The organism is Conexibacter woesei DSM 14684, from assembly GCF_000025265.1.
Classification (GTDB): Bacteria; Actinomycetota; Thermoleophilia; order Solirubrobacterales; family Solirubrobacteraceae; genus Conexibacter; species Conexibacter woesei.
Genome location: NC_013739.1, coordinates 5,292,246 through 5,315,983, shown reverse-complemented (window position 1 = coordinate 5,315,983; position 23,738 = coordinate 5,292,246). Strand labels below are relative to the sequence as shown.

25 protein-coding genes are annotated in these 23,738 nt (G+C 73.6%); 17 read left to right on the top strand and 8 right to left on the bottom strand.

The window, feature by feature from the left end; genetic code table 11:
* Window positions 1-11 precede the first annotated feature (11 nt).
* On the bottom strand, window positions 12-2,366 hold the full coding sequence (locus tag CWOE_RS25015) for a phosphoketolase family protein (RefSeq protein WP_012936447.1): 2,355 nt from the start codon (window positions 2,364-2,366) through the stop codon (window positions 12-14).
* A gap of 80 nt (window positions 2,367-2,446) precedes the next feature.
* Here CWOE_RS25015 and CWOE_RS25010 point away from each other — a divergent pair, with 80 nt between their 5' ends.
* Window positions 2,447-2,854, top strand: a complete 408-nt coding sequence (locus CWOE_RS25010) for an ArsR/SmtB family transcription factor (protein WP_012936446.1) — start codon at window positions 2,447-2,449, stop codon at window positions 2,852-2,854.
* 10 nt (window positions 2,855-2,864) lie between these two features.
* The gene (locus CWOE_RS25005) at window positions 2,865-3,176 is read left to right on the top strand and encodes an MTH1187 family thiamine-binding protein (protein ID WP_012936445.1); all 312 of its coding nucleotides are present in this window, start codon (window positions 2,865-2,867) and stop codon (window positions 3,174-3,176) included.
* Window positions 3,177-3,218: 42 nt separating this feature from the next.
* On the opposite strand, the gene CWOE_RS25000 is transcribed toward CWOE_RS25005, so the two are convergent.
* Entirely contained in the window at window positions 3,219-3,869 is a 651-nt protein-coding gene (locus CWOE_RS25000; RefSeq protein WP_012936444.1) for a hypothetical protein, read from the bottom strand.
* Window positions 3,870-3,989: 120 nt separating this feature from the next.
* Here CWOE_RS25000 and CWOE_RS24995 point away from each other — a divergent pair, with 120 nt between their 5' ends.
* Together CWOE_RS24995 and CWOE_RS24990 are read left to right on the top strand one after the other, a co-directional pair.
* Window positions 3,990-5,546, top strand: coding sequence for an MFS transporter (locus CWOE_RS24995; protein WP_012936443.1), 1,557 nt, complete (start codon window positions 3,990-3,992; stop codon window positions 5,544-5,546).
* A 69-nt stretch (window positions 5,547-5,615) separates the two neighbouring features.
* Window positions 5,616-6,188 carry a TetR/AcrR family transcriptional regulator gene (locus tag CWOE_RS24990; RefSeq protein ID WP_012936442.1) on the top strand — a complete coding sequence of 191 codons (573 nt, stop codon included), beginning with the start codon at window positions 5,616-5,618 and terminating at the stop codon, window positions 6,186-6,188.
* A gap of 122 nt (window positions 6,189-6,310) precedes the next feature.
* On the opposite strand, the gene CWOE_RS24985 is transcribed toward CWOE_RS24990, so the two are convergent.
* Genes CWOE_RS24985 through CWOE_RS24975 form a run of 3 tightly spaced genes read right to left on the bottom strand, consistent with a single transcriptional unit; the run spans window position 6,311 to window position 9,771 of the window.
* Complete coding sequence (locus CWOE_RS24985) at window positions 6,311-7,972, bottom strand: Na+/H+ antiporter (protein ID WP_012936441.1); 1,662 nt, start codon at window positions 7,970-7,972, stop codon at window positions 6,311-6,313.
* A gap of 33 nt (window positions 7,973-8,005) precedes the next feature.
* Complete coding sequence (locus CWOE_RS24980) at window positions 8,006-8,653, bottom strand: sulfotransferase family protein (RefSeq protein WP_012936440.1); 648 nt, start codon at window positions 8,651-8,653, stop codon at window positions 8,006-8,008.
* A 20-nt stretch (window positions 8,654-8,673) separates the two neighbouring features.
* Complete coding sequence (locus tag CWOE_RS24975; RefSeq protein ID WP_012936439.1) at window positions 8,674-9,771, bottom strand: type III polyketide synthase; 1,098 nt, start codon at window positions 9,769-9,771, stop codon at window positions 8,674-8,676.
* Window positions 9,772-9,904: 133 nt separating this feature from the next.
* Between CWOE_RS24975 and CWOE_RS24970 the strand changes: the two genes are divergently transcribed.
* Window positions 9,905-10,561 (top strand): response regulator, encoded by a 657-nt coding sequence (locus CWOE_RS24970; protein ID WP_012936438.1) that lies wholly within the window; start codon window positions 9,905-9,907, stop codon window positions 10,559-10,561.
* Here CWOE_RS24970 and CWOE_RS24965 read toward each other — a convergent pair.
* Together CWOE_RS24965 and CWOE_RS24960 are read right to left on the bottom strand one after the other, a co-directional pair.
* Window positions 10,554-11,534 carry a sensor histidine kinase gene (locus CWOE_RS24965; protein ID WP_012936437.1) on the bottom strand — a complete coding sequence of 327 codons (981 nt, stop codon included), beginning with the start codon at window positions 11,532-11,534 and terminating at the stop codon, window positions 10,554-10,556. The genes CWOE_RS24970 and CWOE_RS24965 overlap by 8 nt on opposite strands.
* A 45-nt stretch (window positions 11,535-11,579) precedes the next feature.
* Complete coding sequence (locus CWOE_RS24960) at window positions 11,580-12,365, bottom strand: SGNH/GDSL hydrolase family protein (protein ID WP_012936436.1); 786 nt, start codon at window positions 12,363-12,365, stop codon at window positions 11,580-11,582.
* Window positions 12,366-12,532: 167 nt separating this feature from the next.
* Here CWOE_RS24960 and CWOE_RS24955 point away from each other — a divergent pair, with 167 nt between their 5' ends.
* Window positions 12,533-14,101, top strand: a complete 1,569-nt coding sequence (locus CWOE_RS24955) for an alpha/beta hydrolase (protein ID WP_012936435.1) — start codon at window positions 12,533-12,535, stop codon at window positions 14,099-14,101.
* A gap of 36 nt (window positions 14,102-14,137) precedes the next feature.
* On the opposite strand, the gene CWOE_RS31400 is transcribed toward CWOE_RS24955, so the two are convergent.
* Window positions 14,138-15,307 (bottom strand): CapA family protein, encoded by a 1,170-nt coding sequence (locus CWOE_RS31400; RefSeq protein WP_012936434.1) that lies wholly within the window; start codon window positions 15,305-15,307, stop codon window positions 14,138-14,140.
* A gap of 196 nt (window positions 15,308-15,503) precedes the next feature.
* Between CWOE_RS31400 and CWOE_RS33670 the strand changes: the two genes are divergently transcribed.
* The 11 genes from CWOE_RS33670 to CWOE_RS24900 all read left to right on the top strand — a co-directional run bounded on the left by CWOE_RS33670 (window position 15,504) and on the right by CWOE_RS24900 (window position 23,736).
* A complete protein-coding gene (locus CWOE_RS33670) occupies window positions 15,504-16,289 on the top strand; it encodes an AfsR/SARP family transcriptional regulator (RefSeq protein WP_012936433.1) in 786 nt (261 codons plus the stop codon).
* A 23-nt stretch (window positions 16,290-16,312) separates the two neighbouring features.
* A complete protein-coding gene (locus CWOE_RS24940) occupies window positions 16,313-16,507 on the top strand; it encodes a hypothetical protein (protein WP_012936432.1) in 195 nt (64 codons plus the stop codon).
* Window positions 16,508-16,594: 87 nt separating this feature from the next.
* On the top strand, window positions 16,595-17,302 hold the full coding sequence (locus CWOE_RS24935) for a hypothetical protein (protein ID WP_012936431.1): 708 nt from the start codon (window positions 16,595-16,597) through the stop codon (window positions 17,300-17,302).
* A gap of 34 nt (window positions 17,303-17,336) precedes the next feature.
* Window positions 17,337-18,482, top strand: coding sequence for a hypothetical protein (locus CWOE_RS24930; protein WP_012936430.1), 1,146 nt, complete (start codon window positions 17,337-17,339; stop codon window positions 18,480-18,482).
* Between the two features lie 9 nt (window positions 18,483-18,491).
* Window positions 18,492-18,893: a hypothetical protein gene (locus tag CWOE_RS24925; protein WP_012936429.1), complete on the top strand. Its 402-nt coding sequence runs from the start codon at window positions 18,492-18,494 to the stop codon at window positions 18,891-18,893.
* Between the two features lie 2 nt (window positions 18,894-18,895).
* Window positions 18,896-19,078, top strand: a complete 183-nt coding sequence (locus tag CWOE_RS24920) for a hypothetical protein (RefSeq protein ID WP_012936428.1) — start codon at window positions 18,896-18,898, stop codon at window positions 19,076-19,078.
* A 1-nt stretch (window position 19,079) separates the two neighbouring features.
* Complete coding sequence (locus CWOE_RS24915) at window positions 19,080-21,059, top strand: hypothetical protein (RefSeq protein WP_012936427.1); 1,980 nt, start codon at window positions 19,080-19,082, stop codon at window positions 21,057-21,059.
* Complete coding sequence (locus tag CWOE_RS33665) at window positions 21,059-21,220, top strand: hypothetical protein (protein ID WP_012936426.1); 162 nt, start codon at window positions 21,059-21,061, stop codon at window positions 21,218-21,220. Before CWOE_RS24915 ends, CWOE_RS33665 begins: the two co-directional genes overlap by 1 nt.
* Before the next feature lie 4 nt (window positions 21,221-21,224).
* The gene (locus CWOE_RS24910) at window positions 21,225-21,722 is read left to right on the top strand and encodes a hypothetical protein (protein ID WP_012936425.1); all 498 of its coding nucleotides are present in this window, start codon (window positions 21,225-21,227) and stop codon (window positions 21,720-21,722) included.
* On the top strand, window positions 21,719-22,093 hold the full coding sequence (locus tag CWOE_RS24905; protein WP_012936424.1) for a hypothetical protein: 375 nt from the start codon (window positions 21,719-21,721) through the stop codon (window positions 22,091-22,093). Before CWOE_RS24910 ends, CWOE_RS24905 begins: the two co-directional genes overlap by 4 nt.
* Complete coding sequence (locus CWOE_RS24900; protein WP_012936423.1) at window positions 22,084-23,736, top strand: hypothetical protein; 1,653 nt, start codon at window positions 22,084-22,086, stop codon at window positions 23,734-23,736. Before CWOE_RS24905 ends, CWOE_RS24900 begins: the two co-directional genes overlap by 10 nt.
* The last annotated feature ends 2 nt before the right edge of the window (window positions 23,737-23,738 follow it).

Genomic DNA, 23,738 nt, shown 5'->3' with positions numbered 1-23,738 from the left:
CGCCCGCCGGCTCAGTCGGTCCAGACCCAGTCGCGCACCTCGGGCATGTCCTCGAGGTGCTCGCGCACGTAGGCGTGGTGGCGGGTCAGCTGGGTCTCGCACCAGCGCTCCAGCTCCGCCGCGCCCGACGGCACCCGCCGCGTGCGACGCAGCGCATCGAGCACGAGGTGGTAGCGGCTCATCTCGTTCAGCACGACCATGTCGAACGGCGTCGTCGTGGTCCCCTGCTCGTTGAAGCCGTGGACGTGGAAGCGCCCCGCGTTGGGGCGGCCGTGGAGGATCTGGTGGAGCGCGCGGGCATAGCCGTGGAAGGCGGTGATCACCTCGACGTCGGTCGTCAGCAGCTCGGCGAAGCGCTCCTGGCTGAACCCGTGCGGATGGATCTCGGGCGGGCTGAGCGCCATCAGGTCGACGACGTTGACGACGCGGACGCGCAACTCCGGCACGTGCTCGCGCAGCAGCCAGGCGGCGGCGACCGTCTCCAGCGTCGGCACGTCGCCGATGCAGAGCAGCACGACGTCGGGGTCCTCGCCCGCACGCTCGCTGCCCGCCCACGCCCACGTCCCCGCGCCGGCCGCGCAGTGGGCCTTCGCGGCGTCGAGCCTGAGGTACTGCAGCTCGGGCTGCTTGTCGATCACGATCAGGTTGACGTAGTCGCGGCTGCGCAGGCAGTGGTCGGCGACCGACAGCAGGCAGTTCGCGTCCGGCGGCAGGTAGACCCGCACGACGTCGCCGCTGAGCGAGATCATCGTGTCGATCAGGCCCGGGCCCTGGTGGCTGAAGCCGTTGTGGTCGTTGCGCCAGCAGGTCGACGTCAGCAGGATGTTGAGCGACGCGACCGGTGCGCGCCAGTCGAGGTGGCGGGCGGCTTCGAGCCACTTCGTGTGCTGCACCGCCATCGACGCGGAGACCATCGCGAACGCTTCGTAGGTCGCGAACAGCCCGTGCCGCCCGGTCAGCACGTAGCCCTCCAGCCAGCCCTGGCAGGAGTGCTCGGAGAGCACCTCCATCACGCGCCCGCCCGGCCCGATCGCCTCGTCCTCGGGGTGCGCGTCCTGCAGCTCGCGGTCGGCGACCTCGAAGACGGCGCCGAGGCGGTTGGAGTTCGTCTCGTCAGGACAGAAGAGGCGGAAGTCGCGCGAGGTCTCGGTCCGCACGTAGACGTCGCGCAGCAGCTCGCCGAGCTTGCGTGTCGACTCCGCTCTGCTCGTCGCCGGCTGCGCGACCTCGACCGCGTAGGCGCCGTAGTCGGGCAGGTCGAGCGGCGCCAGCAACCGGCCGCCGTTGGCGTGCGGCGTCGCGCCGAGACGATGGTCGCCGTGCGGCGCCAGCGCCGCCAGTTCGGGCACGAGCGCGCCGGCGTCGTCGAAGCGGTCCTGCGGGCGGTAGCTGCGCATCCATGCCTCCAGCTGCGCGAGGTGCGCGGGGTTCTCGCGCACGTTCGCGAGCGGCACCTGGTGGGCGCGGAACGTGCCTTCGACGGGCACGCCGTCGACGACCTTCGGGCCGCTCCAGCCCTTCGGCGTGCGCAGGACCAGCGCCGGCCAGCGGGGTCGGCCGGCCGCGCCGGCGCCGCCGGTGCGCGCGGCCTGCTGGATCGTGCGGATCTCCTCGTAGGCGGCGTCGAGCACGGCGGCGAACTCGCGGTGGACGACGCGCGGGTCGTCGCCCGCCACCTCGACCGGGGCGTAGCCGTGCGCGTGCAGCAGCTCGTGGACCTCCTCCGGCGCGGCGCGCCCGAGCACGGTCGGCCCGGAGATCTTGTTCTCGTTCAGGTTGAGGATCGGCAGCACCGCGCCGTCGTGGCGCGGGTCGAGGAAGCGCACGCCCTTCCACGACCCCTCCAGCGGCCCGGTCTCCGCCTCGCCGTCGCCGACGACGCACGCGACGACGAGGTCGGGGTTGTCGAACGCGGCGCCGAAGGCGTGGACGAGCGCGTAGCCCAGCTCGCCGCCCTCGTGGATCGAGCCGGGGACCGGCACGCTCACGTGGCTGGGGATCCCGCCCGGCGTCGAGAACTGCCGCACGAGCCGCAGCAGGCCGGCGAGGTCGCGCCCGACGTCGGGGTAGACCTCCGACCACGTCCCCTCCATGTAGGCGTTCGCGACGACCGCCGGGCCGCCGTGACCGGGGCCGGTGATGTTGAGCATGCGCGCGCCGGTCGTGCGGATCAGCCGGTTGAGCTGCGCGTAGACGAGGTTCAGGGCCGGCGACGTGCCCCAGTGGCCGAGCAGCCGCGGCTTGATCTGCTCGGCGCGCAGCGGCTCGCGCAGCAGCGGGTTGTCGCGCAGGTAGATCTGCGCGACGGTGAGGTAGTTCGCCGTCTCCCACCAGCCGAGGAGGCCGTCGAGCTCGGAGTCGTCCACGCGCTGGATCCTTCCCGGCGCCGGGGTGGTTGACGCTCACCCGGGCAGGGTGACTTGCCGCGTCGCGTAGCCTTGAGGCGATGCCCGAGCCGGTTCCGCTCGACACCTGCGCCGTCCGCCTCGTCGACCCCGAGCGAGTCGCGGCCGTGCGCGCGCGGATGCCCGACGACGACGCGACCGAGCGGCTCGCGCGCGTCTTCCACGTGCTCGCCGAGCCGGCGCGCGTGCGGATCGTGACGGCGCTGCTGGAGGCCGGCGAGCTGTGCGTCTGCGACCTCGCGGCGGCCGTCGGCCAGCCCGAGGCGGCGACCTCGCAGCACCTGCGCGTGCTGCGCGCCGAGCGGACCGTGCGCAACCGCCGCGACGGGCGGATGGTCTACTACTCGCTCGACGACGCGCACGTGCGGATGCTGATGGACCTCGCGCTCCAGCACGTCACGCACGGGAGCGGCGACGGCGGCAGCGGCGCGGAGCCCGGCGGGAGCTAGGCTCCCGCGCATGGCCACAGCAGACTTGACGATCATCGGGCTCGGACGCCCGGACGCGAGCGCGCGCGAGTACATCGCCGCAGTCCAGCGGCGGCTCGCCGCGCAGGACCGCGTGAAGTTCCAGATGCACGCGATGGGGACCTCGCTGGAGGGGGAGACGGCGGACGTGCTCGCGCTCGTCGGCGAGCTGCACGCCGTCCCGTTCGAGCTGGGGATCCCGCGCGTCTACACCGTGCTGAAGCTCGACGAGCGCCGCGACAAGCCCGGGCAGACGCTCGACGACAAGGTCCGCTCGGTGGAGGAGCTGCTGAAGGAGGACTGAGTCGGGCGCGCCGGGCGCCCGACGCGGGCCCTCGCCGCACGTTCAGGCGCGCCCGCGAACCCGCAGCAGCCGGCCGGCCGACGCGGCGCCGACGCCGGCGGCGGTCGCGAGCAGCAGCGCGAAGAAGGCGAGCAGCGGCAGCGGCAGCGCCTGCGTGCCGTCGGTCTCGACGCCGCCGAGTCCCGGCACCACCGGTCCGCCCGCGAGCTGCACCGGCACGCTGCTGCCGGCCTGGTGCGGCGGCGGTGAGGCCGGCCCGCTGTCGGCGGTCGTTTCGTCGCCGCCTGTCCCGCCGGCACCGCCCCCGCCCGCCCCGCCGTCCCCGGCAGGCCCGCCGCCGGCCCCGTCGCCGCCGGCCGCGCCGGCGCCGCTCCCGCCGCCGGCCGGTCCGCCGCCTCCGCCGTCGCCCGTACCGCCCCCGCCGCTCCCCTCGCCGCCGCGCGCGCTCTCCCTGGCCAGCTCGCGCATCTTCGCGCGGATCGCGTCGGGACAGCCGGTGTACTCGGCGACCTCGCCGTGCGCTCGGTTGAGCGCGGCGCGCAGCTCCGCCTGCGTGTAGGTGCCGCGCAGCAGGCCGGTCGGCGATCCGGAGCAGTCTCTGATGATCTGCTGCGGGGTGGCGGCGCCGGCGGGCGCGGCGGCGCCGACGAGGGCGGCGAGGACGAGGAGGGGGAGGAGCGTGGGAATGCGCATGGTCGACCGCGTCAACGGCGTTGGCGCGTGCGAGTTGCGCGGACTCGGTGGGTTGACAGCAATGTAAATGCGTGTCTATCCTCTGGGTAGACACTGCTGTCAACCCATTGGAACGCCGCCATGCACCACGCTCCGGCCCACCCCGACCACGACGCTCACGGCCACCATGGCCCGCCACCGCCGCGCCGTTCGTGGACGCTGCTCGCGCTGCTGTGCGCGGCGCAGTTCATGGTCATCCTCGACGTCACCGTCGTGAACGTCGCGCTGCCGAGCATCGGCAGCGACCTCGGCTTCGCTCCCGCCGACCTGCAATGGGTCATCACCGCCTACGTGCTGTTCACCGGCGGCCTGATGCTGCTCGGCGGCCGCGCCGCCGACGTGCTCGGCCGGCGCCCCGTCTTCCTCGCCGGCCTCGTCGTCTTCACGGCCGCGTCGCTCGCCAGCGGCCTCGCGCCGACGGCCGATGTGCTCGTCGTCGCGCGGGCCGTGCAGGGCGTCGGCGCGGCCCTGCTCGTGCCGGCCGCGCTGGCGCTCGTGACGACCGCCTACGACGGCCACCAGCGCGCGGTCGCGCTCGGCGTCTGGGGCGCGATCGGCAGCGCCGGCGCCGCCGTCGGCGTGCTCGTCGGCGGCGTGCTGACCTCGGCGCTGAGCTGGGAGTGGGTCTTCTACGTCAACGTCCCGATCGGGATCGGCGCCGGCCTCGGCGTCGCCGCGCTCGTGCCGGCGCGAGCCGCCCCAGACTCGCACGGCGCCGCGGACTCGCACGGCGCCGCGGACTCGCACGGCGCTGCGGCCGAGGGGCCGAGCCACGCGCCGAGCGTCGCCGCCGCGCCGAGCGCCGCCGCCTCGCGCTCGCGCGGCCGGCTCGACGTCGCCGGCGCGCTGACCGTGATGGCCGGGCTCGTGCTCGTCGTGCTGGGGCTCGACGGCGCCGCCGAGCACGGTTGGGGCTCGCTGCGCACGCTCGGCCTGCTCGGCGGCGGCGCGCTGCTGCTGGCCGCCTTCGCCGCCGTCGAGCGGAGCGCCGCCGCTCCGCTCGTGCCGCCCGCGACCTGGCGCGAGCGGCCGCTCGTCGCGAGCGCGGCGGTGATGCTCGGTGCGACCGGCATCCTCGTCGGCGCGTTCTTCCTCAACACGCTCTACCTGCAGGAGGTGCTCGGCGCGAGCGCACTGGAGACCGGGCTCGCGTTCCTGCCGCTCGCGCTCGTGATCCTGGCCGGCGCCCACGCCGCGTCGCGGCTGCTGCCGCACGCCGGCTCGCGCACGGTCGCGGTCGGCGGGCTCGTGCTCGTCACGGCCGGTGCGCTGCTGCTCGCCGCGGCGCCGCCGCGCGCCGCCTACGGCAGCGACCTGCTGCCGGGGCTGCTGCTGCTCGGCGCCGGCGTCGGGCTCGCGTTCGTCGCGGTCTCGGTGACGGCGATGGCGGAGGTCCGCCACGAGCAGGCCGGGCTCGCCTCGGGGCTGATGACGACCGCCCACGAGCTCGGCGCCGCGCTCGGCGTCGCGGTCCTCTCCGCCGTCGCCGCCGGCGCGCTGGCGGACGGCGACCCGGCCGCCGGCTACGGCGATGGCTTCCTCGCCGCCGGCCTGATCGCGGCCGCGCTCACCGTCGTCGCGCTCGTCGCGCTCCCGGCCGTGCGGCCCGCGCCGGGCGCACGCGCCGCGATGCACTGAGCGGTCGTCCTGGATTGGTGCTCGCATGCGACACCAATCCAGGACGGCCCAACCGGTAGCGTGGGCTCAATGGCCGCCACCGACCACCGCCGCGCGACCGCGGAGCGCAACGTCAGCGCGATCCTCGACGCGGTCGAGCGGCTGCTGGCGCGCAGCGCGACGGTCACGATCGCCGCCGTCGCGGCCGAGTCGGGCGTCTCGCGCGTGACCGTGTACGCCCACTTCGACAGCGTCGCGGCGCTGCTGGAGGCCGTCGTCCGGCGCGCCGTGAAGGGGGCGCTCGCGGCGCTGGCGGCGGCCGACCCGGCGTCGGGGCCGGCGCGCGACGCGCTCGACCGCGTCGTCGACGCGAGCTGGCAGGTGCTCGACCGCCACTCGGGGATGGCGCGGACGGCGGCCGAGCTGCTGTCGGCCGAGCGGCTGCGCGCGAGCCACGAGCAGGCGATGGTGCCGGTGCGCGAGCTGATCGAGCGCGGCCGCGCCGAGGGCGCGTTCCGCACCGACCTGCCCGCCGACTGGCTCGTGACCGTCTTCTACGCGCTCCTGCACGCGACCGGCGACGACGTCCGCGCCGGCCGGATCGACCAGGCGAGCGCGGCTGCCGTGCTGCGCACGACGCTGCACAGCGTGCTCGCCGGCTGAGCCGCGCGGGGGGACTGAGCCGTGCAGCCGGGCTGAGCCGCGCGGGGGGACTGAGCCGTGCAGCCGGGCTGAGCCGCGCGGGCGGACTGAGCCGTGCAGCCGGGCTGAGCCGCGCGCGCCGGCTAGCCCGAGCCGTCGAGGTCGAGCCGCGTGTCCTCGAGGTCGAGGTCGCGCTCGATCGTGTGCAGCACCGCGTCGTTGATGACGCCCTCGTTGCGCAGCCGGATGATCTCGGCGCGCTCCGCCCCGAGCGCCTCGCGGCGCAGCCGCTGGTAGGCGAGCGACCTCGCCTCCACCGCGCCGTCGTCCTCGTCGTCGAAGCGAGAGCGGAAGCGCTGGATGCGGAACTCGTAGAGCCCGCGCATCCGCTCGGCGGTGAGGTCGCCGACCCAGTCCTCGGCGGCCAGCTCGTCGATCCGCGCGATCGCCCGCTTCGCCGCCTTCACGCGCGCCTTCGCCTCCAGCCGCTCGACCTTGCCGTCGTCCTCGACGCCGAGCAGGCGGATCAGCGGCGCCAGCGTCAACCCCTGCGCCAGGATCGTCACGAGGATCGTGACGTAGACGAGGAAGACGATCAGGTCGCGGCCGGGGAACGGGCTGCCGTCGTCGAGCGTCAGCGGGATCGCGAGTGCGGCGGCGAGCGAGACGGCGCCGCGCATGCCCGTCCAGGAGATCAGCAGGACGCTCGTCACCGGCGGGAACGGGTTGCGTTCGCGCACGCGGCGCGAGAGCAGGCCGGGCAGGTAGGTGAGCGGGAAGACCCACGCGAAGCGGACGAGGATCACGGTCACCGCGACCAGCGCGCCCCACAGCGCGAGCTGGCCGGCGGCGTAGTCGTCGGAGATCTGCTCGACGATCCCCGGCAGCTGCAGGCCGACGAGCACGAACAGCGCCGCGTTGAGGACGAACACGAGGATCTCCCAGACCGAGAACGCCTGGATTCGCGTCGCGGGCGTGATCAGCTCCGGCGAGCGCCAGCCGAGCCAGATGCCGGAGGTCACCGCCGCCAGCACGGCGCTGACGCCGAGCGCCTCCGCCGGCAGGTAGGCGAAGTACGGCGTCAGCAGCGAGATCGTGATCTCGGTCGGCGGGTCGTCGACGACCCGCCGGATCCGCGCGATCACGGCACCGATCGCGATCCCGATCGCGATCCCGGCGGCCGCGCCCATGACGAAGTCGAAGCCGGCGTCGAGCAGCGAGAACGAGCCGGTCAGCACCGCCGCGACGGCCGCCTTGTAGATGATCAGCGCGGTCGAGTCGTTGACGAGCGATTCGCCCTCGACGATCGTGACGAAGCGGCGCGGCGCCCCCGCGCGCGAGGCGATCGCGGTCGCGGCGACCGGGTCGGTCGGGGACAGCACCGCGCCGAGCGTGAAGGCCGCGGCCCAGCTGAGGTCGTCGACGACCATGTGCGCGACGACGCCGACGACGAGCGTCGTGGCGACGACGAGCCCGATCGCGAGCATCCCGATCGGGCGCAGGTTCGCGCGCAGGTCGCGCAGCGACGAGAAGAACGCCGCCGCATAGAGCAGCGGCGGCAGGATCACGAGCAGGACGAGGTCCGGGTCGAGCTCGACCTGCGGGAGGCCCGGCACGAACGCGAGCGCGCCACCGCCGACGACGAGCCAGATCGGGTACGGGACGCGCGAGTGGTACGCGAGCAGCAGCAGGACCGTCACGCCGGCGAGCACGCCGAGCAGGACGACGTCGAAGTGCGCGCCGCCACCCTCGGAGGCGGCGGCGAGCGGGAACGGCGAGGCGGGAGACGTGAGCGGCGACACCATCGCCGCTCAGTCTTCCCGCAGCGGGCGGCTGCGCTACGCGGCGGCTGGCATACCGAACATGGCGCGGAACGACGCGGTGTCGTTGAGGTGCGGGAACGGCTCGTCCGGCACCGGCACGCCGAGGAAGTCGCACAGCGGCTGCCAGCCCTGCTTGACCTCGAACACGAGCAGCTGGTCGGCCGGGACGCGCGCCTTGACGTCCTCGTGGTGTCTGTGGAAGACCTCGAACGCGTACTCCTTGTCGAGGAAGCGCCCGTCGAACGTGCCGTCCCAGATCACGCCATTGACCATCTGCATCACCTCGGCGGGCGGCGCGTTCTCGGTGTTGCCTCTCAGCTCGCCGCGCTTGGCCATCTCCTTCGCGGCGAAGATCGAGTCGAGGCACGAGCGGTACCACGCCTCGGGGTCGCGCGTGTTCAGCAGCACCGGGGCGTCGGGCCACGTCTCGACGTGCTGCTCCCAGAAGTAGCAGCCGGGCCAGTCGATCGTCGAGCCCCAGCCGTCGAGCGCCTGCGTCCAGTCGATCCGCTCGCCCGCGACGGCGCGCTCCCACGGCGGCAGCAGCTCCGGCTGGCGGACGAGGTCGATCATGTGGAAGCAGGGACCGTGGTCGATCAGCTCCAGCGCCGCCTTCAGCGACATCGTCCCCGTGCGGCCGTAGCCGGCTCCGATCAGCTTCATCGTCGTTCCTCCCTCGTGGTTCACCACTGCACCAGCGCCATGCCGATCGTCACGCCCGGTCCGATCGTCACCATCAGGCCGCGCTCGCCCGGCTGCGGATCGCGCAGCTCGTGCACGCGCTCCAGCACGAACAGCGCCGACGGCGTGCCGACGTTGCCGTTCTCGGCGAGCACCGCGGCGCTCGGCGCGACGTCCTCTTCCGTCAGCTCCAGCCCGGCGCGGATGCCGTCGAGGATCCCGCGGCCGCCGGGGTGGGCGATCCAGTGGTCGACGTCGCCGCGCGTGAGCCCGCTCCGCGCGAGGAAGTCGTCGACGAGCCCGCGCAGGTCGTTCGCGGCGATCACCGGCAGCGCGCGGCTCATGTTCATGTGGCTGTCGTCGGCGGTGACGGCGAAGCGGACCTCGTCGAGCGAGTCGGGGATCTGGTGGACGACGCTGTCGAGGATCCGCGGGCGCGGCGTCGTGTCCTCGCGCGCCTCGCCGAGCGTCAGCAGCGCGGCGGCGCAGCCGTCGCCGAACAGCGAGGAGCCGACGATCTTGACCTTCGCGTCGCCTGGCGCGCAGGTCGTCAGGAAGCCGCTGACGCACTCCGCCGCGACGACGAGCGCCTGCTTGCCGGGATGGTCGCTCAGCGCCTGCGCGGCGAGCCGCAGCAGCGGGACGGCGGAGGCGCAGCCGACGCCGAGCAGGTGGTACTTGTCGGTCTCGGGCGCGAGGCCGCAGTGCTCGACGATGCGGTGGGCGATCGTCGGGCCGCCGAGTCCGTAGTAGGTGCCCGCGACGACGACCGCGACGTCGGCGGGGTCGAAGTCGAGCTGGTCGACGGCCTGCGTCGCGAGCCCGGCGAGCAGCCGCTCGGTGTGCGCGGTGCGCGCCTGCAGCGTCGTCGCCCACAGCTCCGGCGGCGTTCCGAGATGGCGGCGCTGGACGCCGCAGCGGTCGAAGATCCCTTCGGCGAACTCGTCGCCGGCGAGGCCAAGCAGCGCGAGCATGTCGCGCTGCTCGTAGACCTGCGGGGGCGCGGCCGTGGCGAGGCCGGCGATCGTCGGAAGCGGTCCGGCGCGGCGTGCGGCGGCACCGGATGCGGCGGGAGTCGGGGCGAGCGTGGCGGAGTTCATGTGCCCCCGAACCCTGAAGCTCGCCCCGGGAGCCCACAAGACGGGCGAGGCCGCAGTCCTGCGGTGGCGTCGCGCTACGGAGTCGCGTTGCGTAGTTGCTACGCAAGCTCCGTCTCGTAGGGTGGGGCGAGCGATGTCCGTCCCGAACCCGTTGACCGTCGTGCTCGCCGACGACCACGTCGTCGTCCGCAGCGGCCTGCGCCTGCTGCTGGAGTCCGAGCCGGCGATCGAGGTCGTCGCCGAGGCGGGCGACGTGACCGCCGCGGTCGACGCGGTCGCGCGGCTGAGACCGGACGTGCTCGTGCTCGACCTGCACATGCCCGGCGAGCCGAGCCTGCCGGCGATCCCGCGGCTGCGCGCGAGCAGCCCGCAGACGCGCGTCGTCGTGCTGACCGCGCAGCGCGACCCGTCCTACGCCGGCGAGGCGCTGCGGCTCGGCGCGACCGGCTACGTCCCGAAGGAGGCGGCCGGCGGCCACCTGCTGGAGGCGATCGCGGCGGTGATGGCCGGCGGCACCTACCTGGAGCCGCAGCTCGGCGCCCGGCTCGCCGCCACGGCGGCGGCCGCCGCCGGCGCCGCGCCCGAGCTGACTGCGCGCGAGCTGGAGGTGCTGCGGCTGATCGCCCGCGGCCTGACCAACCGCGAGATCGCCGAGCGGCTGTTCCTCAGCGTCCGCACGGTCGAGTCTCACCGCGCGCGGATCCAGCGCAAGCTCGGCCGCTCGCGCCGCTCGGACCTCGTCGACTACGCGCTCGAGCGCGGCCTGGTCGACGCGTCGGACCTCAGCTAGTCAGCGGCAGCACGGCGACGATCTCGGTGCCGGCGTCGCTGCCGCTCGACAGCGTCAGCTCGCCTTCGAGCAGGTCGACGCGCTCGCGCATCGAGCGCAGGCCGTAGCCGCCGCCGCTGTCGGTCTCCTCGGCGGCGAAGCCGTGGCCGTCGTCGCGCACGCGGACGCGGAGGGTCGCGGCGCCGTGCGGCTGGGTGATCTCGACCGCGATGCGGGTCGCGCCCGCATGCCGGGCGGCGTTGGAGAGGCACTCCTGCACGACGCGGTAGGCGGTCGTCTCGACCTCGGTCGCGAGCCGCCGCGGGGCGCCGTCGTCGCCGCGCAGCGCGACGCGCGTCTCGATCTCGATCCCGTAGACGCTCTGCACGCGCTCGGCGAGGTCGCGGACCGACGCCTCCAGGCCCAGCTCGTCGAGCGCGGCGGGCCGCAGGTCGTTGATCAGCCCGCGCAGGTTCTCCATCGCGCCCTCGATCTGCTCCTGCGCGAGCCCGATCCGCTCGCGCATCAGCTCCGGCGTCTTCGCGCGCACGCCGGAGGAGAGCAGCACGTGCAGCGCAGCGAGCCCCTGCAACGTCTCGTCGTGCAGCTCGCGCGCCCAGCGGGCGCGCTCCGCCTCGGCCGCCTGCATCCGGAAGCGCTCGGCGGACGCTCTCAGCCCGGCGGCTCTGCGGCGGCGCAGCGTCACGTCGCGGATCGCGACCGCGAGCGCGGGTCCGGCGACGCCGTCGATCCCCTCGACGACGCGGACGGAGATCTCGATCGGGATCTCGCCGCCGTCGGCGCTGCGGGCGGTCAGTCTCAGGTCGGGGTCGAGCACGCCCTGCGGCACGAGCGCGTCGAAGCAGCGCCCGACCAGCTCCGCCGGCTCCCAGCCGACCAGCTCGCCGAGGCGCGCGTCGGCCGCGGCGATCGTGCCGTGGCGGTCGATCACGAGCGTCGGGTCGGGCGTCAGCGCGAGCAGCGGGGGAAGCATCGGCGCCGCGAGTCTACGTCGCGGCGCCGTGCTGCTCGTTCGTCGTCAGCCGATGATCGCCCGCACCAGCGGCGCGTAGCCGCTGCTGTGGCCGGTTCTGTTCGGGTGGTAGCTCTCGCCGACCGGGTTGGAGAGGCCGTTGAGCCACTCCGTGCTGGAGCAGACCGCGTGGCCGGTGAATGCCGGGATCGCGTCCGCGAACGAGAAGCCCGCCGCGGCGGCACGGCCTCTCGTGACGTCGCGCAGCATGTCGGCGGTCTGGTTCATGCGCGTCAGCTCGTCGCCGCTGAAGAACGTGCCGCCGTTGCAATCGACCCCCATGAACAGCCGCGGGTAGCCGAGCACGACGACTCTGGCGCTCGGCGAGCGCGTTCTGATCTGCGCGTAGACGGAGTCGAGCCGCCCCGGCAGCGTGTTTCTGATGAACGCCTGGGCGTTGTTGAGATCGGTCGTGCAGCTCCACGGCCACGGCAGCGCGCACTGCGTGACGACGCTCGAGAAGCCGGCGTCGTTGCCGCCGATCGTGATCGTGACTATCGCGGTGTCGCTCGTCAGCGACGACACCTGGCCGCTGAGCACGCTGTTGGTCGTCGCGCCCGAGCAGGCCGCGAAGACGAGGTCGGTGTTCGGTCGCTGCGTGTCGATCAGCGACGGGTACGCGTAGATGCTGCGCTGGCAGCCGGCGTCGGTGTAGACGCGCGTCCCGGTGCCCGACGAGTACGAGTCCCCGAGTGCGACGTACTTCTCCGCCGAGGCGCCGGCGGCGGCGATCAGCAGTGCGGCGATCGCGAGCGCGCAGGCGACAGCGGCACGGCGTGGATGATGCTCCATGACCTCTCCTCCCAAGGTCCGGGCTTTGCCCCGAATTGCCGAGTGATCAGCCTAACGCCAGCTCACCTCGAAGTGGGAAATCGTGCGGCGGGATCGGCGGTTCCAATGACCCGGTCGGGTGGGTAGGGCCCTTGTCACGAATCGTTCGCAACAAGGGGAATGAACTCATGGGATTCAGGCGTGCGCTGCTCGCAGCGATCGTGTCGACGGGAGTCGCGGCCGCACCGGCCGCGGCGGACGGACTCAGCTGGGAGGCGTGTCCGTCGGCGAGAGGGCTCGACCCGCGCCAGCAGTGCGCGAGCCTCACCGTGCCGCGCGACTACGCCGAGCCGAACGGCCCGACGATCGAGATCGCGGTCTCGCGCATCGCGACCGCGACGCCCGCGCTGCGCCGAGGCGTGCTGCTGCGCAACCCCGGCGGGCCGGGCAGTCAGGGCCTCATCGGGCCGAGCCGCTTCGCCGCCGCACTGCCGAGAGAGGTGCTCGACCGCTACGACCTGATCGGCTTCGACCCGCGCGGGATCGGCCGCAGCGCGCCGGCCTCGTGCGCGCTCGCGCCGGCCGACCTCGATCCCGTCAAGTTCATCCCCTACCCGGCGTACGACCTCGACATCACGGCGAACGTCGACTACGCCAGACGCGCCGCGAGCGGCTGCGCCGCGACGTCCGGCACGCTGCTGCCGTACATCTCGACGGCGAACACGGCACGCGACATGGACCGAATCCGCGCGGCGCTCGGCGAGTCCTCGATCTCGTACGTCGGCTACTCGTACGGCACCTACCTCGGCGCCGTCTACACGACGCTGTTCCCGCAGCGGACCGACCGCTTCGTACTCGACTCGAACATCCATCCGGACCGCATCTGGCGCGAGACCTTCTCGTCGTGGGGCTACGCGGTCGAGCTGGCGTTCGACGGCTTCGCGAGGTTCGCCGCGGAGCGGCACGCGACGTACGGGCTCGGCGCGACGCCGGCCGCCGTCCACGCGAAGGTGCTGGAGCTGGCGAGGGAGATGGAGAGAGAGCCGTACGACCTCGGCGGTGGCTACACGCTCGACGGCAACAGATTCCGCGAGCTGATCCGCAACGACGTGCTGCGCAACGACCGCTCCTTCCCGGCGGCCGGCGACCTGCTGAAGCTGTTCGACGCGCGCGAGCCCAGAGCGGCCGCTGCCGCCCGGGGCGCACAGCTGCTGGAGCAGGTCGGGGCCGCCTTCCCGCCCGTGCCGGGAGACAACGAGTTCGCGGGCGCGTGGGCGGTCGCCTGCGGCGACGCCGACTGGCCCTCCTCGCCGGCCGTCTACCAGAGGGACGTGATCGCCTACGACGCGCTCTTCCCGATCCACGGACGTGCGGCCGCGAACGTCTGGCCGTGCGCCTTCTGGCCGGCCGAGCCGCGCGAGCCGGCCGTCAGAGTCGGCAGACTCAGCAGCGGCAGAGCGCTGATCGTGCAGAGCCTGCGGGATCCGGCGACACCGCTCGACGGTGCGGTCGCGCTGAGGCTGCGACTCGGCTCGCGCTCGAAGCTGGTGACCGTCGAGGACGGCGCGCATTCCGTCGCGTTCAACGGAATCAACAGCTGCGCCAACGCGCATGCTGCGACGTTCCTGGCAACGGGTGCGCTGCCGGCGCAGGACGCCTGGTGCGCCCGCGACGCGCCGCTCGGGGCGGCCGGCGCCGACGCACGCGGCGGCGTCGCGCAGCACGACGACGAGCTGGGGCTGCTGCCGCTCGGCTGAGGCCGGACGAGCCGACCCGCCCGCCCGCCGGCCGCGTCAGCCGACGCGCGTCCAGCGCCCCGTCAGCAGCGGCTTGACGCCGTCGATGCGGGCGTGCTGGAAGCGCGTCCGCTCGACGCCGCGGGCCGACAGGTCGAGGTGCAGGACGCCGGTACGGACGGTCGCCGCGCGGTGGGAGGCGAAGACGAAGTTGCCGAGGCTGTACGCGACGAGGCGGCGGCCGCCGTCGAGCATGCGGATCGGCTGCAGCACGTGCGGGTGACCGCCGATCACGGCGGTCGCGCCGGCCGCCAGCGCGGTCGCGGCGAACGCCTGCTCGGCGCCGTTCTCGACCGGGTCCAGCTCGACGCCCCAGTGGAAGGTCGCGATCACGACGTCGGCGCGGCGTCTGGCGGCGGCGACGGAGGCGCGGATCTGCGCCGTCGTCGCCGGCTGCGTGCCGGCCCGTGACGGCGTCGCGAAGAACTCGCTCGGGAGGATGTTCGAGAAGCCGACGAAGGCGATCCGCAGCCCCAGCCGCTCGACGACGCGCGGCGCCGCGGCGGAGGCGAGCGAGCCGCCGGCGCCGACCGCCTCCATACCGCCGGCGCGGACGTGCTCGACGGTGTCGAGCAGCGCCGCGGTGCCGTAGTCGCCGACGTGGTTGTTGGCGAGGTTGAGCACGTCGAAGCCGGCGTAGTCGCGCATCGCCCGCAGTGCCGCCGGGCTGCCGCGGAAGGTGTACTGCTTCTGCACCGGCGCGCCGCGCGTCGAGATGGCGCACTCGAGGTTGCCGAACGCGACGTCGGCGCCGCGCAGCGCCGGCGCGACGCTCGTCCACGGATAGTTGACGCCGCCGGCCGCGATCGCCCCGGCCGTCGCGTCGCCGAGGTTGATGTCGCCGACCGCCGCGAGCGTGACGTCGCGCGTGCGCACGACGACGCCGTCCGAGAGGCGCCCGTCGCGCGTCGCGATCCGCAGGCGGTACGCGGGCCGCGGCGTGCGCGGCGCGACACGCGTCGTGACGCGGCCGTCCCTGCCGGCGCGCGCCGCCGCCAGCTCGCGCCAGCGGCCGTCGAGCCGCAGCTGCACCCGCACGCGCTCGCCGGCGCTCGCCCCGCGCCCGCGCAGCTCGAACGCGACGCCGGTGGCGACCAGCCGCGGTGCGCGCAGCACGAGCGGTGGCGGAGCGGGAGCCGGCGGCGGGGGAGGGGGTTGGGCGACCATCGCGGAAGCCTCTCACGCACGCCGCGCATGTGCGCGGCGCCGCGCACCTGCGCGTATGCGGAGCGTGCGCGCAGCAGTTGGCGCGCTCGAACGGTTGACGATTTTCCGGTGCACTGCGAGTGTTGAGAGCGACCGGGGAACACCGTGCCGGCGGACGGGACGACGGCGCGGACGGACACACGGGGAAGCCGCTTCGATGACCGGGGTCATGGTGCAGGGACGCGCGACGGCGGCGCCTGCGCAGCACGAGACGACACAGACGCAGACGCGCGACGAACCGTTGCGGCTGACGCTGCTCGGCGGCTTCGAGCTGCGGCACGGCGGCGAGCAGGTCGAGCTGCCCGCCAGCGCGCAGCGGCTCGTCGCGTTCCTGGCGATCCGCGCGCGCCCGCTCCAGCGTCTCCACGTCGCCGGCAGCCTCTGGCTCGACGCGCCGGAGGAGCGCGCGAACGCCGCGCTGCGGACGGCGCTGTGGCGCAGCCGCCGGCGCGGCTGCCCGCTCGTCGACGCGCGCGGACCGAGCATCGGCCTCGCGCCCGGCGTCGAGGTCGACCTGCACGCCTCCGCGCGGCTCGCGCGGACGGTGCTGGAGAGCCCGCCCCGGAAGATCGTCGAGCTGGCCGGTCTCGACCACGTCTGGGCGAACGGCGAGCTGCTGCCCGACTGGTACGACGACTGGGTGCTGATCGAGCGCGAACGCCACCGGCAGCTGCGGCTGCACGCGCTGGAGGCGCTGTGCGAGGCGCTCACCGTCGCGGGCCGGCACGGCGAGGCGATCGAGGCGGGGATCGCCGCGGTCGCGTCCGAGCCGCTGCGCGAGAGCGCCCACCGCGTGCTGATCTGCGTCCATCTCGCGGAGGGGAACGTCGCCGAGGCGCTGCGCCAGTACCGTCTCTTCGGCGAGCTGCTGCGCGACCAGCTCGGGCTCGACCCCTCAGCGCGCCTGCGCGAGCTGATCGAGCGCGCCGTGACGCTGCGGTGACGCGCGTGCGATAGCCCACGCATGTGAGCGGAGGAGCCCAGTCGCGCGCCGCGACGCTCGTCGTGCGCGCGTGGCGCGAGCCGGACGGCGAACGGCCGCTGCGCGTGCGCGTGGTCGAGATCCCGCTGCCGCCGGCGCCCGAGCAGACGATCTGCGTCACGACCTCCGCCGAGGAGGCGGGCGCGGTCGTGCGCGCGTGGATCGAGCGGCAGCGATGAGCAGCGAGCGGCAGCGAATGGAGGCCGGTGACGCCGCCGTGACGGCGCGGTGACGAGCACCGTGCAAGCTGCCGTCGCCGATGCACCATGAGCTTGTTCGTCGATCAGATGCTCGTCGCGCTGAGCGACCCGAGAGCGCTCGCAGCGCTTCTCGACCCGCCCGCCGACAGAGCCCACGCGCGGATGCGATCGCTGTTCGCGGCGATGGTCGACGCGCCGTTCGCCGACATCCACGACGTGCAGGAGATCACGGTGCGCCAGCTGGAGCTCGCGCGGCCGCTGTTCCCCTCGCTCGTGACGAACGGGACCTGGACGCAGTCGCATCCGCAGCCGGTCCGCACCGACGTCCGCAGCGACCACGTCGACCCGCTCCAACCGCTCTGGATCGACCTCACCGCCGACCTCTCGGTGACGTTCCTGATCGAGCACGACGCGGCGAGAGTCGAGTCGATCCGCGTCCACGAGCTGGCGACGCGGATCAGACTCGAGCCGCTGGCGAGATTCGATCCGAGAGACCCGGCGAACCAGCTGCGGTTCGAGCTCGGCGTCGCGCTGCTGATCCGCGACGAGATCGACGTCGCCGAGGCGCTGCGGGCGGCGAAGCTGGCGCGCGAGGTGCTGCGGCGCGCGGTCCCGTACCGCGAGCAGGCGGCAGCCGACACGACGCTCAGCTCGCCGTACGCGCCGGTCGTCGTGTTCCCGGCCGCAGCGCTGGCCGCGACCAGATTCACCGAGACGCAGCTGCGCGCGCTGTTCGCCGCGGAGCGCGTCGTGACCGTCTTCGCAACGCCGTGAACGGCGCCTGACAAAGGATTCGAGAGGAGCATCGATGGCAGTCAGCTACATCCGCGTCAAGGCGCTCGCCGACATGTTCGCGCCGGCGGTGCGGGCGTTCGGGAACATCGCCGTGGTCGGGCCGATAGACGAGAGAGCCAGACCGCTGAGAGACAGAGACGGGAGAGACATCCCGTTCCCCGTCGTCGGTGCCGCGGAGGCGGTGACGAACCCCGCGAACGCGAAGGCGCGCTTCCCGGGGACGCTCGCGGACTCGATCTCGCTCGCGTTCGCGCAGACGCCCGGCCCGTCGCTGATCTACGGCGTCCGCGTCGACGCGACGAGACCCGACTGGGATGCCGCGCTGACCGTCGCCGACGGTCTCGACGCGCAGTTCGTCGTGCTCGCCGGGGTCGTCGCCGACAGAGCCAGCGTCGCCAGAGGCGCCCCGATCGCGCTGCTCGCCTCGCACGTGATCTCGACGAGCAACACCGGCGAGGACGGCCGCGAGCGGATGGGCGTCGCGATGCTGAGAGCCGGCTCGACCGACACGGCCGTCGTCGCCGGCGACGTCGCGAACGAGCGGATGGTGTTCGTCGCGCACAAGGGCACTGCCGACGTCGCGGCCGCCGTCACGGGCACGATAGCCGGGTACGAGCCGCACATCTCGGTCCTGCTCAAGCAGGTCAACGTCTCCAGCGACCCGTTCACGGCGGCCGAGATCTCGGCGATAAACGGCTCCGAGACGTTCGACAGCGGCCCCGCGGGCCAGGGCGTGCTGTGGCTGACCGACCCGGCGCTGATCCCCGGGCGCGGGACCTACCTCGGCGAGGCGTACACGGCCAACCCGGGCGGCAAGAAGTACATCGACATCGTCCGCACCGTCGACGACGTCTCGTTCCGGCTCAAGGCACGGCTGATCGCGACCGTCGGCAACCTGCGCATCAGCCGCAGCGGCCTGCGCTCGCTGGTCTCGCAGATGGACGCGGTGCTGACCCCGCTCGTGCGCAACCAGGTGATCGAGGGCCACGAGATAACGATCCCGGTCCTGACGCTGCTCGACAAGGATCCGCTCGCGCTCACGGCTTCGGAGAGAAGACAGATCGACGACGCGCAGAGCAACCGCGTGGTCGAGGTCTTCGCGTCGCTCGACTATGCGGGCGCGATCCATCGCATCGCGCTGAGCCTCAAGTTCACCTAGGAGATTGGCATGGCAACGCCCACCGACTGGAAGACCCGCCTGGTGGTGACGGTCGGCACGACGGTCGTGTCGCCGATCACGAGCTTCAACCCGAGATTCACGACGCCGCACACGGTCATCCACAGCATCGAGCAGGATCGCGTCGGCTACCTGCGCAGACCGTTCGAGTTCTCGTTCGACATGGCGATCCCGGCGATCGCCGACGTCGTCGCCGAGATCACGCAGATGGCGCTCGAAGGCAGAGAGTTCAACGTCACGGTCGCCGAGAGAGCCGGTGAGAACTGGACGTTCAGATCGGTCGCGCTGAGCCGCTGCGTCATAATCTCGACGACCCCGAGCAACATAGTCGGCGCCGATCCGCCGACCGCGTCGTTCAGCTGCCTCGCGCTCGAGGTCAGAGCGGAGAGATGACGATGGCGGCCGACGCACCGCTCGCGCAGGACGGCGCCGGCGCCGCGCCGGTCGTCGAGCAGGTCGTGAACTACCACTTCCCCGTGGAGGTGGAGCTCGTCGGCACGCTCAGCGACGACCAGCGACGCGACGTCGCCGAGTTCGTCTACCAGGAGCTCGACGCGGCACTGGAGGGGCAGGGCTGAGGTGGAGGCGCTGCTGCACCGACCGACGCTGACCGATCCGCCCGACGGGCTGAGCGCCGACGACCGGCGCCGCCTGCTGGAGACGGTCGCGCGTGCGGCCGAGCGCGCGGCAGCCGCTGCGGGCGTCGCGCCGCGCTGGGCCGGCGCGGTCGCGGACGCCGCGACGGCGACGGCGACCGCGATCGAGACGGAGCTGGGGATCTCGACCGCGGCGCAGGCTGCGCAGGCGCCGCTCGGGCCCGCGCGGCGCGGGCCGTCGCGCTCGCAGCAGGCGACGCCCGCCGGGGCGTCGCAGCCGCTGCCGCCCGGCGGCGAGCTGACGACGAGCGCCGGCGAGCGGATCGTGAACGCCGCCTTCCCCTCGCGGGTGGTGCTCGCGCGTGGCGGCAGCGGCGCCGCCGGGACCGTGCGTGCGGGCGGCCGGCCGTACGTGCGCGCCGCCACGCTTGCGCGCGCCGCCGCCTGGGGCCGCCTGCTGCACGCGGCCCACGGCTTCGCGGTGCTCGCGGCGGCGAGCGGGGAGCTGCCGTTCCACGCCGTCCCGCTCGAGCGCCCGCTCGACGCCCGCGATCTCGGTCCGCTCGGCGAGCAGCCGTCCGGCAGCGGCGCCGCGAGCGCTGCCGCCGCGGCCGCGCAGCGCCCGGCGCTCGTCGCCGCCGCCGACTTCGCGCCCGTGCTCGTCGTGACGCGCGACGACCGCGAGCTGCGCGCGGGCGACGGCGCGCGACCGGCGCTCGCCGCCCCCACAGCACAGACGTCCGAGCCGATCGCCGCCGCCGACGTCGCCGCGGTGCGCGCCGCGCTGCCGGAGCTCGGCGCCGTCGCCGCGGCGGCTGCGCCGCCGCTCGCCGCGCCAGAGCCGGTCGTGCTCGAAGGCGAGACCGTCTACTCCGAGCTGGTGGTGCTCCCGCGCGCGCTGCTGCTCGCGATGCCGTGGCAGCGGCGCGCCGCCTTCCTGCAGCAGCTCGCCGCGGCGCCCGCGGGCCAGCGCGAGCGCACGGCGATCCGCGACCTGCTGCGAGCGACGCGCTCGCTCGGCGAGATCGAGGCGAGCGTCGCGCTGCTGCGCCGCGCGGGTGCGTTCAGCGATCTGATCGGCCGCCTCGACGAGGACGCCTACGACGTGATCGCGTTGCTCGGCGCCTACCGCGGCGGTCCGGCGCCAGCGTGGCCGCGGCTCGTCCCCGTCGTCGCCGACGAGCGCGCGCGGACGCCGGCGCCCGACCCGGACGCGCCGCTGCTCCCGCGGGTCGACGAGGAGAGCCGGCGGATCGTGGCGCTGACGTCGGATCCGCCGAACGCGCTGCTGGGTCTGCGGCACGTGGCGGAGCTGGACTGGACCTTCAGCCGCGCGCAGGCGGGCGACCGCGGCGCGCGCGAGCTGGCGGCGACGCTCGCGCTGCGCGCCGCGAGACAGATCGGGCCGCTGCTCGTCGGGCTCGGCTACGCGACGGAGGTCGGCACCGGACCGGATACGGGCGGCGAGCCACTGCCCGACGCGCTCGTCGCGCAGGTGCGGATCGCGATCGTGGCCGAGCTGGCGGCGCGCCTCGTCGCGATCCGCGAGCTGCGGACCGCGCTCGCGGCGCCGACGCTCGCGCAGCGGATCGGCGCGCTCGCACGTGCGCTGCCCGGCCTGCGCCTGCCCGAGGACCGCCAGCCCGAGCTGACGCTGCGGCTGGCGGGCAAGCTGCCGGCCTCGCGCGTGCAGGAGCTGCTCCACACGCTCGGGTTCGTGCCGCCCGAGTACGTCGCCGCGTGGTCGACCGAGCAGCTCGTCGCGCTCGGCTCGCGCCCGCGGGCGATGGCGTTCGTGCGCGAGGCGGGCGGCGAGACGTTCGTCGCCGTGCTGCGGCGCGGGGGCGGCGACTGGAGCCGCTTCGAACGCTTCCTCGACGCGCTCGCGGCGAAGCGCGCGCGGATCGCCGACCCGGAGGCGTGGCAGCGCCTGCTCGACCGCCTCGCGACCCACGGCCTCTGATGGCGCGCGTCGAGGTCCACGTCCCGCTCACGCTGCGACTCGTCGGCCGCCCGACGGAGGCCGACTGGCAGCGGCTGGAGGAGGCGCTCGTGCGCCGCTTCGCGCGCGCCTTCGGGACCGACCTGCAGGTGGCGTCGCCACCGTCCCGCGAGGGGAGCTGACGCGATGGCGATCGGCGTGAACTTCCCCGTCCTCGTCGGCGGCCTGCCGCTCCTCAACGTGCAGAGAATGACGTTGGACGAGGGCTACAGAGTCGAGAAGATCAGCGGCAGCCGCTTCTCGCAGCTGATCACCCCGACGACGCGCACGCTGACGATCGACGTCGTGCTGACCGGCCGCGAGCGGCTGATCCTGAAGAAGGGCCTGGAGGCGCTCGCGCTCACCTCGCGCGCGCTCGCGAGCGCGGCCGCGCCGGCGCTGGCGCTCGCCGGCATCCCGGTCATATCGCTGTTCACGATCCTGCTCGACATGCAGATCACGGACCTCAGATTCGAGAACACGATCGACCCCCGCGACGCGGTCAAGGCCACCATCAGACTCGCGCACGTGCCGCGCCACATGGCGTCGGAGATCGTCGGCGAGTCGCTCGACCTCGCGCTCGCGGCGGCCTCCGCCGCGATACCGACGACGCCCCCGCCGAACCCGATCCCCCGCGCGGCGTGATCGAGTACAGCCCGCTCCCGATCTCGCCCGACGAGGGGTTCCCGCAGAGCTTCCGGCTCGCGTTCGCCGGGCGCGCCTACGTCGTCGCGTTGTATGTCAACGCCAGCGAGCGCCTGCTCGGAACGCTGCCCGAGGAGGCGGTGCTGGAGCTGCCGCAGGAGGAGGCGCATCTCGTCGCGCGGATCGCGCGCGAGTCGGAGCTGCCGGAGCCGCGGGTCGTCTTCCAGCGCAAGCTCGTGCCGCAGCTCGAGTACACGGCCGGCGACCTCGCGCTGCGCTTCGACGAGCTGCGCGTCGCGAAGCGCAACCTCAACGGGCACGGCTCCTACGGGTCGCGCGTGAGCGGGGGGATTGCACTGCGATGGCCCTGATCCTCTGGTACAGAGTCGTCTTCAGCGGTCCCGCGCCGCTGCCCGACGGCTGGCTGAGACTGTCGAACGACATGTTCGCCGGCGACTACGTGCTCGACGCCGAGATCAGCGTCGACATGCGCGAGGGCGCCGCCGCGCCGACGTTCTCGATCAGATTCGTGAACCTGCCCGACTACGTCGGCGAGCGGATCCAGGAGGCGCACAGAAGAGCGGACAGAGACAGACAGCTGACCGCCGCCGTCCACCTCGGCTACTTCGAGAAGTTCCCCGTCGTCTTCTCCAGAAACGCCGTCATCAGAGGGTACGTGACGAGCTTCAGAACGAGATGGGAGGACGACGGCACGCTCAGCACCGACATCGGCGGGCAGGAGATCGCAGCCTGGAAGCTGCTCGCGCTCAAGAACGTCGACTTCGCGCTCGGCGGCGAGGCGACCCCCGAGGACGCCGTCAGAGACCTGCTCACGCGCGCCGGCGGCCTCAGATCGGTCGGCACGATCGCGGCGGGCAGCCCGCAGCGGAACCGCATCGTGCGCGCGCCGAACGGGCTCTCGGCGCTCGGCTCGCTCGCGCGCTGGGCGGGCAGCCGCTTCGTGCTGCGTGACGGCGAGGTGCGCTTCCCCCCGATACTGCCCGACCTCGGGCCCAAGCTCGACGTCACCGACAACATCGTCTCGCGCGACGTGGCGATGGAGATCGCGCCGCGACCGGCGGCGGACGCCGGAGCGAACGGCGCGTCCGCCGCGCGGCAGGTCAAGACGTACAGACTGAAGGTGCTCGGCGAGCCGGCGCTGCGCGCCGGGCAGACGGTGCCGATGGCCGCCAGAGGCGACCCGCTGACGTTGCACGTCGTCTCCGTCAGACACACGTACGGCGCGAGAGGCTACCTCTGCGATCTCGTGCTCGACGACAGCGCGGACGGCGACGCGCCGCGGCCGGGCGGTGCGGCGCGCGTCGTCGACCGCTTCCGCGAGTTGGCGTCGAGCGACGCGAGACCCGGGATAGACGTCGGCGAGGTCGCCTCCTACGAGGCCGGCTCGGAGGGCAAGCACCTCGCGACCGTCTGGTACGGACAGAGAGTCGATGAGGAGACGGTCGCGCCGAGCGTCGAGACGCCGGTGATCAGAAGAGACGACCAGCAGCTGCGCCAGCGGCCGATCGCCTCGCCGTTCGCGTGGCACAGATGCGGCCTGGTCGTGCCCGCCTACCCCGGTCAGCGGACGCTGCTGTCGCACAACCGCGGCGACGTCAACGACGTCGTCCTGCATGGCTACGTGTGGGCCGAGGAGCCGCTGATGGAGCGGCCGAGAAACGAGCCCGGCGACTGGTGGCTGTGCCTGCCGACCGAGATCCAGAACGACAGACCCACCGGCAGAGCCGTCAACGACCTGACCGACGCCAGAGGGCTGCGGGTGATCCAGGCGAGAGGACTGACGATCACGGTCGGCGGCGACAGACTGCCCGACCTCGGCGAGCGCCCGACGCCGCCCGACGCCGACACGCTCACGATCGAGCACGCGAGAGGCACGACGATCAGAATCGGCAGCGACGGCGCGGTCGAGATCAGAACCGACGGCAGAGCGATCACGCTCACCGACGGCAACGTCAGACTCGCGCTCAGCGGCGGCGCGGTGGAGGTGAGCTGAGC